This window comes from Halodesulfurarchaeum sp. (assembly GCF_036626455.1).
Classification (GTDB): domain Archaea; phylum Halobacteriota; class Halobacteria; order Halobacteriales; family Halobacteriaceae; genus Halodesulfurarchaeum.
This window is the reverse complement of record NZ_JAZKRK010000058.1, coordinates 1-7,449: the sequence shown is the minus strand read 5'-3', so window position 1 is coordinate 7,449 and position 7,449 is coordinate 1. Positions and strand designations below refer to the sequence as shown.

The 7,449-nt window shown below is 59.1% G+C and carries 9 protein-coding genes; all 9 read right to left on the bottom strand.

Features of this window, described 5'->3' with window-relative positions; all coding sequences use genetic code 11:
• Positions 1-54: 54 nt before the first annotated feature.
• On the bottom strand, positions 55-1,137 hold the full coding sequence (locus tag V5A26_RS10895) for a two-component system sensor histidine kinase NtrB (RefSeq protein WP_332322505.1): 1,083 nt from the start codon (positions 1,135-1,137) through the stop codon (positions 55-57).
• A 46-nt stretch (positions 1,138-1,183) separates the two neighbouring features.
• The gene (locus V5A26_RS10890) at positions 1,184-1,390 is read right to left on the bottom strand and encodes a hypothetical protein (protein WP_332321569.1); all 207 of its coding nucleotides are present in this window, start codon (positions 1,388-1,390) and stop codon (positions 1,184-1,186) included.
• 77 nt (positions 1,391-1,467) lie between these two features.
• Positions 1,468-1,641: a hypothetical protein gene (locus V5A26_RS10885; protein WP_332321570.1), complete on the bottom strand. Its 174-nt coding sequence runs from the start codon at positions 1,639-1,641 to the stop codon at positions 1,468-1,470.
• 327 nt (positions 1,642-1,968) lie between these two features.
• Positions 1,969-2,658, bottom strand: a complete 690-nt coding sequence (locus tag V5A26_RS10880; RefSeq protein ID WP_332321571.1) for a TorD/DmsD family molecular chaperone — start codon at positions 2,656-2,658, stop codon at positions 1,969-1,971.
• Between the two features lie 108 nt (positions 2,659-2,766).
• The gene (locus V5A26_RS10875) at positions 2,767-3,717 is read right to left on the bottom strand and encodes a formate dehydrogenase subunit gamma (protein WP_332321572.1); all 951 of its coding nucleotides are present in this window, start codon (positions 3,715-3,717) and stop codon (positions 2,767-2,769) included.
• Positions 3,717-4,034: a hypothetical protein gene (locus V5A26_RS10870; protein WP_332321573.1), complete on the bottom strand. Its 318-nt coding sequence runs from the start codon at positions 4,032-4,034 to the stop codon at positions 3,717-3,719. Before V5A26_RS10870 ends, V5A26_RS10875 begins: the two co-directional genes overlap by 1 nt.
• A gap of 10 nt (positions 4,035-4,044) precedes the next feature.
• Positions 4,045-4,638 carry a 4Fe-4S dicluster domain-containing protein gene (locus V5A26_RS10865; protein WP_332321574.1) on the bottom strand — a complete coding sequence of 198 codons (594 nt, stop codon included), beginning with the start codon at positions 4,636-4,638 and terminating at the stop codon, positions 4,045-4,047.
• Positions 4,635-6,944 carry a molybdopterin-containing oxidoreductase family protein gene (locus tag V5A26_RS10860; RefSeq protein ID WP_332322504.1) on the bottom strand — a complete coding sequence of 770 codons (2,310 nt, stop codon included), beginning with the start codon at positions 6,942-6,944 and terminating at the stop codon, positions 4,635-4,637. Before V5A26_RS10860 ends, V5A26_RS10865 begins: the two co-directional genes overlap by 4 nt.
• Positions 6,945-7,184 carry a 4Fe-4S ferredoxin N-terminal domain-containing protein gene (locus V5A26_RS10855; RefSeq protein WP_332321576.1) on the bottom strand — a complete coding sequence of 80 codons (240 nt, stop codon included), beginning with the start codon at positions 7,182-7,184 and terminating at the stop codon, positions 6,945-6,947.
• Between the last annotated feature and the right edge of the window lie 265 nt (positions 7,185-7,449).

Below are 7,449 nucleotides of genomic sequence, written 5' to 3'. Positions count from 1 at the left end.
CTCCCGGCCTGTGTACCCTTGGGAATTTGGGAAGTAGAACCACCATCCCAACGGTCATTCGGCCAGCGCCAATGCCACCACAAACACCGACCCCCGGGGTTCGTTGTCTTCCACCCAGACATCGCCCTCGAACTGTGCAATCAAGTTCTCGACGAGATGGAGCCCGATACCGGTTCCCTCGCTCTCCAGCCCCGACTGTCCCTTGCCGAAGATCTTCCATTTTTGGTCGTCCGGAATCCCGGGCCCATCGTCAGCGATGGAAACGTGCAGGTGGCCATCCGACTCACTCGCCGAGACTGTCACTGTCGGGTCCGCCCGGTCGTGGTGGACGATCGCATTCGTCAACAGGTTGCGAAACACTGATTCCAGGAGTTCTGTCGCCCGAACCTCGACATCGGGAACCGAGCCATCGATCTGGACCGTCGCATCCGGGTTGGCCTCGCGGACCATCGCCAGCTCCTCTTCGAGAATCGGTTTCACCGAGATTGCAGCAAGTTCGGGTGGCTCCGAGCGAGTGACAACATTCATCAACTCCTTTGCGGCTTTCGTGATCGAAACCACGTGCTCCCAGGCCTGATGGGCCCGGTCGAGATAGTCCGACACGTCCGGATCCGACACCTCATCCGCAGCGGTCTCCACATACCCCAAGATGACTACCATCTCGTTTCGAATGTCGTGGCGGACGACCCGGTTGAGAACCTCGAGTTGCCGGGTCATGTCTTCGAGTTCCTGCTCGCGCTCGTGTCGGTCGCTAACATCCTCGAAGGCAAAGACGAGCCGTTCGACCGTGCCCTCCTCGACGATGGGTGCACCCGAAATCGAGACGTGGATGGGTTCAGCATGCGGGCGTTCCATCCGGTATTCCTGCCCGAAAATCGGGGCCATGCTATCCCGAACCCGAACGAATGGGTGCTCCGATTCAGCGAGGGATTTACCCGTCGGATCTGTGAACGTCCACTCCGGTTCCTCGTATTGTTTCCCCTCAATGTCGGATTCGGCCATGTCCAATAGCTGCTCGGCGCGGTCATTACACCGAGTGATCGAGCCCTCGGGCGTGAGAACGACAATACCGGTCGGACTGGTCTCAAAGATCCGATCGAGTAATTGAGAGTTCGATCCCGGTAGATCCGAGTGCATGGATCCGCTACCCGTGCGAAGAAAATGGGTGTACCAGTTCCCGATGTTACGGCTCGACGAAGTGTCCGAGTCCAACCAGCCCGATCCCGATTCCGATCGCGGCGACAGCCCCGATAAGTTGCAGAACCATTCCTAGTGCCCCGCCGGCCGCATACTGCCAGGGCTGTCCGAGGAGCGTCCCCAGGCCGACCACGAGAACGAAGATTCCGACCGGGATAGCCACAACGTCCAGTCGGTCCTGAAATCCTTCCATGGCAGTCGCTGGACGCGGGAGGTATCTAATCCTGACGGTCCGAACCGATGGCACAGTCCCGCTCGTTTGGGACCGTTTCAAGCTTCGGTTCGGACAAGTCTCGCCGCCCACGCCTCCGCGCCGCACTGTTCGCAGTTGAACATCGTCCCGTCGTCGTAGTGCTCGAAGGCAACCTCGTCGCTCCCACAATCGGGACAGCGAAGGAACGAGTTCCACGCGTGGTATGAACCGGATTCGCGGCGTCGGGACATGACACATATCTCTATGGGGGCCGTGGACTTTGTTGTTCCGTCAGTTCGCCACGATATATCCGCAACCACCCCCACAAAACACTCATACCCCCATATACGATTCACTGATAGGTCTCCTGTGTCGAGGCACAGGTGACCGCCCGGGGGGATGCCGATTGCACCCTCGCTTTCTGTACTCATCGTCACCTCGTTCCGATCGGTATTTGCCAACTCACACTGGCGTTTTGTTTCCGAAATACCGCAGAACGTGTCCCTGCACAATGAAGATCGGAGGATCGGGTCCGAAACGAACGTTCGGGAACGGTACGTGAACCGTGTGGCTGCCTCCTATTCCCGGAATTCTTTTTCGTCCGGGACACCTTCTCGGCCTTGCTCGACTCGGCCGATCATGTCATCGATTGCTTCCGTTGTTGGGTCATCAATATCTAACCGATTGCGAATCTGGGCGAATATCTCGCCGGTGAGTCGCACGTACCGCCGGTGGAACTGTGACTCCGCCGCCGCCTCTTCGACGAGACGACGAAACGCCGGAATCCAGTCGAGGTGGTCCGCGACGAACGCCCGGTGTTGGTCGGGCGTTCCCGCCTCAACAAGAATCGAGGCGTATTCCAGTAACAGGGCGAGATGGTCAGGAAGATACGCGTCCGGGAAATCGATATCCATCGCCGCGTAGCGCCGCTGCATATCCTCGGCTGGAGGGCCATTGAGAAGCCCGTCGCTCCCCGGGCCTTCGTACCACTCCTTGTACGGGGATTCGACGATCGGTGCATAGGGCGTCTCGAAGGCCTCGAAGAGCGCGATGTATTCGTTATCGAAGGCTGCTTCGGTCTCCGGCACGAGACCCTCGTCGACGCCGAGTTCGAACTCGACACCGAGGGGTTCGACAGCTTCGGCGAGTTCGCTTTCCAGCCGGCCGGCCGAGACGTCTTCTGTGAACTGCTCGTCCGGGTGTTTGAAACACTCCGAAAGCAGTCCGTAGAGGCGTTCCCAGTCGTTTTCGTCCATGTCTTGAGTCATCAGTTCCACGCTCGTGTACTCATCGGTTGCTGAGACGTTCCCGTGACGATACCTGGCGTCGCTGTTCGTTTGGTCCGAAATGAATGGATCATAAGAGATTGGGGAAACCTATTCTGCGACGGTCCAACGCTCGTAGAAGCCGTATATAAGCGCCGCGATAGCTGCAAAGATAACGAGCATCGCGACGTTGAGTCCGATCGTGTAGATCGTTCCGATAATGCCGCCAGGAAGGGCATGTGGCGCAACGTCCTGTGCGACATTGAGTCCGCCTGTTGGCACCGGCGAGAGCACGTATTCCAGGATCACGCCTACCCAGACGACGCCGAACACGATCATCCCGAGGATGAGACTCGTGGTAAGCGCCGTGCTGTGGCCTTCATCTTCAAAGGCGACATCAACGTAGCCGACCGACGTCTCGACCCACCCTTTCCACTCCTCGGAAGCCTGGCCGAGCGTGACCTTCCCCGTGAACATCGACCTGTCCAACGGCCACTCCTTCGCGTGGGTCATGAACAGGTGGAAGGTCACCCCCACGAGCATCGTCACCGCGACGATGGCGTGGATGTCTCGGGTGATCAGGAACGCTGGAGCTGGGGAGGCATTGCCGAGCGTCCCCGCGTACAGCACGACACCGGTCAGGATCATGACGGTCGTTTCGAAGATGATGATCCAGATTTCCGCCTTCTGCAGGAAGGTATACTTCCCGGACGCGGGCTGACCGCGTCGACCGGCGAGATATTTGAGATGCTCGATCGCTTCAGTGATATCACTCGGTCCGGGGAGCACGTTCTTGAGACTGTTTTGCCCTTGGACCCAGCCGAGGAATCCGTACACGCCGTAGAAGAGCCCCGTCAGGATGAGAACGACGCCAGAGGCCACGTGGAGGAGGACGATGTTTCCATAGCCCACCAGTCCGATGAGCCAATTGAACGATTCGTGGAACGTGATCGGGAGGCCGGTCACCCAGAGCAGCAGAATGGATGCGGCCAGCAACCCGTGCACGTACACCTGGGAAGCGTTAAACCGCTGAATCGTACTTTCACTGGTTAGCGTCGACATTACGATTCACCTCCCGCGTCGGCGATGAGGCGGCGCCAGGTGCCAATCAGCTGGAGTGAGACAATCAGCAACACAGCTGTGATGTAGGCCCCGAGGAGGAGTCGGACCCAGAGCCACAGCTCGTTGTACGTCGTATAGCCGACTTCGAGCCCGACAAGCCCGACCGCGGTCGGAATCCAGGCCGTGACCACCGGATGCCATCCGGTCACGCCGATAAAGACGGCGAAGGTCACGACGAGGGCGACGATCATCGAGATCGCGGCCCGATATCCTTCACCCAGCAGCGCCGGGTTGGTTTTCTCTGTTGTTTCTGCCATGGAGATCTACTCAGTCCGATTCCGTTTCGAATTGGATGTCGACTCCTGAGCCGCCGAAGATAACGTTACCCTGGCCATTGTCCACCGAGCCATCGGTCACTTCCGCGGTCAACTCCTCCATCGGACCAGCCTTGAGTGCCTCGCCGACACAGTTGTCGACACAGGAGGGCTTCGTGCCGCCGTTTTCCTCCTTTGCCTTCGCCGGCTTGCCGTGCCCGTCGCCGCCACCTTCGCCGAGACAGAGGTGACACTTCTGCATCTTGTTGTCCCCGTCGAACTTCGGCGCGCCGTATGGACAGGCCCAGGCACAGTAGTGACAGCCGATACACTTGTCCTGATTGACGGTGACGATCCCGTCCTCGTCGCGCTTCTCGATCGCGCCAGTCGGACAGACAGTCTGACAGGGCGGGTCCTCACAGTGCATGCAGGAGATCGAGACGGAAGCCATCTCGTAGTCCGGGAAGGTTCCGTTCTCGGCGTGGACGATCCGCCGCCACTTCGCCCCGTCCGCGTCGACGTTGTTTCTGACCCGGCACGCGACCGTGCAGGCGTGACAGCCGATACACTTCTCGGCGTCGAAGTAGAATCCCCACTGCTCAGTCATTGGGGCTCACCTCCGAGGCGCTCGACATCAACAGGATGGTTCCTCGCGGTCATGCCGGTCGTCGGCTCCATGTGCCATTCCTTGTTGAATTTCATACTATGACCTCCCGAGTCGTCCGGGTGGGAGGAGCCCTCGCCGAAGCCGTTCTCCGTACAGACCCAGCCGGGCCGAACACCCTCCCAGACATTCGCCATGAGTTCGATTTCGTCATCGGCGGACTTGACTGCCACCCAGTCTCCGTCCTCGATGCCGTGCTCTTCGGCGTCCCTCGGGTTGATGTGGAGGTAGTTCCCCCGGTAGTCCTCGTCCTCGTGGCCAAACCGTTCCGCGTAGGCCTCGAGGGACTGGGAGAGTGCCTGACAGTGTCCCCGGGAGAACTGCTCGACCATCGTATCGGTGAACAGGAGGGGATACTCGTCGTTTGTCGTTTCACCGAAGTGCTCGTCATCAGGCGGAACCCACGAGGGGGCCGTACTGATGCCGAGGTCATCGGCCAGCGACTTGTACTTGTCTTTGACGTCGAGGTCGAAGTTGAACAGCCCGTTGACGGTTTTGAAGCCGCCGTCCTCGTACTGCCGGTAAGGGAGCCCGTCAATGACTTCGTAGCTCTTCTCGTCCAGTTCGTCGAAGGACAGGCCGATGCCGTCGAGTTTGCTGTCGAAGTACTCTTGGGCATCTTCCCATGGGAAGTACTCGCCCCAACCCATCGCTTGGGAGAGTTCCTTGTAGAGCTGATAGTCCCGTTTGCAATCACCGAGCGGTTGGATCGCTGGTTTCGATCCTGTCACCCAGCCACTCGTGCTATACGCACTGTCACCGCCCTTTTTGAAGAACGTCTGTTCTAGCTGAGAGGCACCGGGGAACACGACGTCGGCTCGCTTGCTAACCCCGGTCCAGAAGGCATCAACGGTGATGACCAGATCCATCTCTTCCATGGCTTCCCACCATTTGCGGGTGTTCCCGCTTTTCGGGGGCTGGGACCAGTTCATCATCACGCCCTGAATGTCCCCACGTTCGGTGGCTTTCGGGACCATATTGTGAGTGAGATCCCGAATCCCGTGTTGCTGGAAGGGATAATCGTCGTAGTCCGGTGTCGACGCGTCCGAATGGTTCGAGGGCAACTCGGCGTCCGCTTTCGCCCGTGGATGGTCCAAGCTGAAGGGTTTCCGCCACTGCCGGGTTCCACCTTTGGTGTCGACGCTCCCCACGAGCCCGTTGAGCGCGTGAAGGTTCTGGCAGTTCTTGAAGCCGTTTGCCTGGTAGGCCAGTCCGGTCCACGGGAACACGACTGAACTCGGGGCCGCTTTGGCGAACCCGAGCGCGATTTCCCGGATGACGTCGGCGTCGACGTCCGTGATTTCGGCCGCCCACTCCGGCGTTTTGTCGGCGACGGCCTCCTTGTACTCCTTGAAGCCGTGAGTCCACTCAGAGACGAAGTCCCTGTCGTAGAGGTTCTCTTCGATGATGACGTTGGCCATCGCCAACGCGAGCGCGCCGTCCGTGCGTGGCTCGATCGGAATCCACTTGTCGGCGACTTCGGCGGTCTTCGTGTAGCGAGGATCGATACAGACCAGCGTCGCGTCGTTTTCCTCCTTGGCCTTGAGAACCCCTTTCGGCTCGGCCTGACCGCGGAAACACTCCATAACGTTGCGGCCCCAGGCGATGATGTACTCGGAGTTTTGCCAGTCGGGCCACTCGCGGCCATATCCGGCCATCCACTCCCAGGACGTCGAGAAGGGGCCGTGACAGGTCGTTTTTCGACCAGCCGAGATAGCAGAGCCGAAGAGATTGTGGATGAATTCTGCCTCCCAGCTATGTTTGCCGAGCGGGTACCCCTTGTACCGGAGGAGTTTTTCGGGCCCGTGTTCCTCGGCAAATTCCTCGAGGCGATTGGACGTGTATTCGAACGCCTCGTCCCAGTCGACGGCGGTCAACTCGCCGTCCTTTTTGATGTGGGGTCGCCGGATCCGGTTCGGGTTGTACGTCTTGTTCAGCTGGGCCATCCCCTTCGAGCAGAGGGTCCCTTCCGTCCCCTCCCCGATACTGGCCTTCGGATGGCCGTCGACGCCCGTCAGGTCGATGGCCTTGCCGTCCTCGATCGTTATTTCCTGTCCACACGTTTCCCGGCAGATCCAACAGTTCCCGTGAACGACCTCCCGGCCGTCACCGTTGTCCTCCTGGGCCTCTGCTTCGCCACTAATTCCGGACACGCCGACACCCGTCAATCCCGCTGCCGCTGCGACACCGCCGGCTTTCAGTAGCGTCCGTCGACGAACGCCACCGTCATCTTGTTCTGATTTTGACATTTATGAGTTGCCTCCTGATTCGATCGGTCGATCGTCACGTCCGAACTCCTCGACGACTGCTTCGTGATACTTTTCGTGAAACTCGGATTCGGAAAGCTCACCATCCGAAACTCGTTGGGCATCACGCGCCATTTCTCGCCCAAGTTCCTCGTCGAACTGTTTCGGTTGGTTATCTCGGGTCCCCAGCTCATCCCCTGAAAGCGGGTGCCTACGACCGCCCGCGTCGTCGTTTTCATTCATTTAGCCGGTCACCTATCTCCATTCTTAGTTACAACTCACGGATGCCTGAGGGCTGCTCTTTCACCGACAAGGGCTTTTTATAAGAATGAAGGGAAATAACACACATGGTACAAATGAACATGCCCCATACCACATGCACTAGCCGGACATGGATATCGCAGTTCCCACGCCGCAGAAAATCACTTCAGTAGTCCCAAGGCGGAGCCTCCAACCGCAAGAAGTGCAGGGATTTCGACGCGTAGTCGGAACCGCAAGTGAGTATGCC

What these genes read in the sequence shown, in the direction of transcription:
- V5A26_RS10885 (WP_332321570.1), bottom strand. Translation starts at nt 1,641, where the DNA reads ATGTCCCGACGCCGCGAATCCGGTTCATACCACGCGTGGAACTCGTTC.
- V5A26_RS10895 (WP_332322505.1), bottom strand. Translation starts at nt 1,137, where the DNA reads ATGCACTCGGATCTACCGGGATCGAACTCTCAATTACTCGATCGGATC.
- V5A26_RS10875 (WP_332321572.1), bottom strand. Translation starts at nt 3,717, where the DNA reads ATGTCGACGCTAACCAGTGAAAGTACGATTCAGCGGTTTAACGCTTCC.
- V5A26_RS10855 (WP_332321576.1), bottom strand. Translation starts at nt 7,184, where the DNA reads ATGAATGAAAACGACGACGCGGGCGGTCGTAGGCACCCGCTTTCAGGG.
- V5A26_RS10860 (WP_332322504.1), bottom strand. Translation starts at nt 6,944, where the DNA reads ATGTCAAAATCAGAACAAGATGACGGTGGCGTTCGTCGACGGACGCTA.
- V5A26_RS10865 (WP_332321574.1), bottom strand. Translation starts at nt 4,638, where the DNA reads ATGACTGAGCAGTGGGGATTCTACTTCGACGCCGAGAAGTGTATCGGC.
- V5A26_RS10880 (WP_332321571.1), bottom strand. Translation starts at nt 2,658, where the DNA reads ATGACTCAAGACATGGACGAAAACGACTGGGAACGCCTCTACGGACTG.
- V5A26_RS10890 (WP_332321569.1), bottom strand. Translation starts at nt 1,390, where the DNA reads ATGGAAGGATTTCAGGACCGACTGGACGTTGTGGCTATCCCGGTCGGA.
- V5A26_RS10870 (WP_332321573.1), bottom strand. Translation starts at nt 4,034, where the DNA reads ATGGCAGAAACAACAGAGAAAACCAACCCGGCGCTGCTGGGTGAAGGA.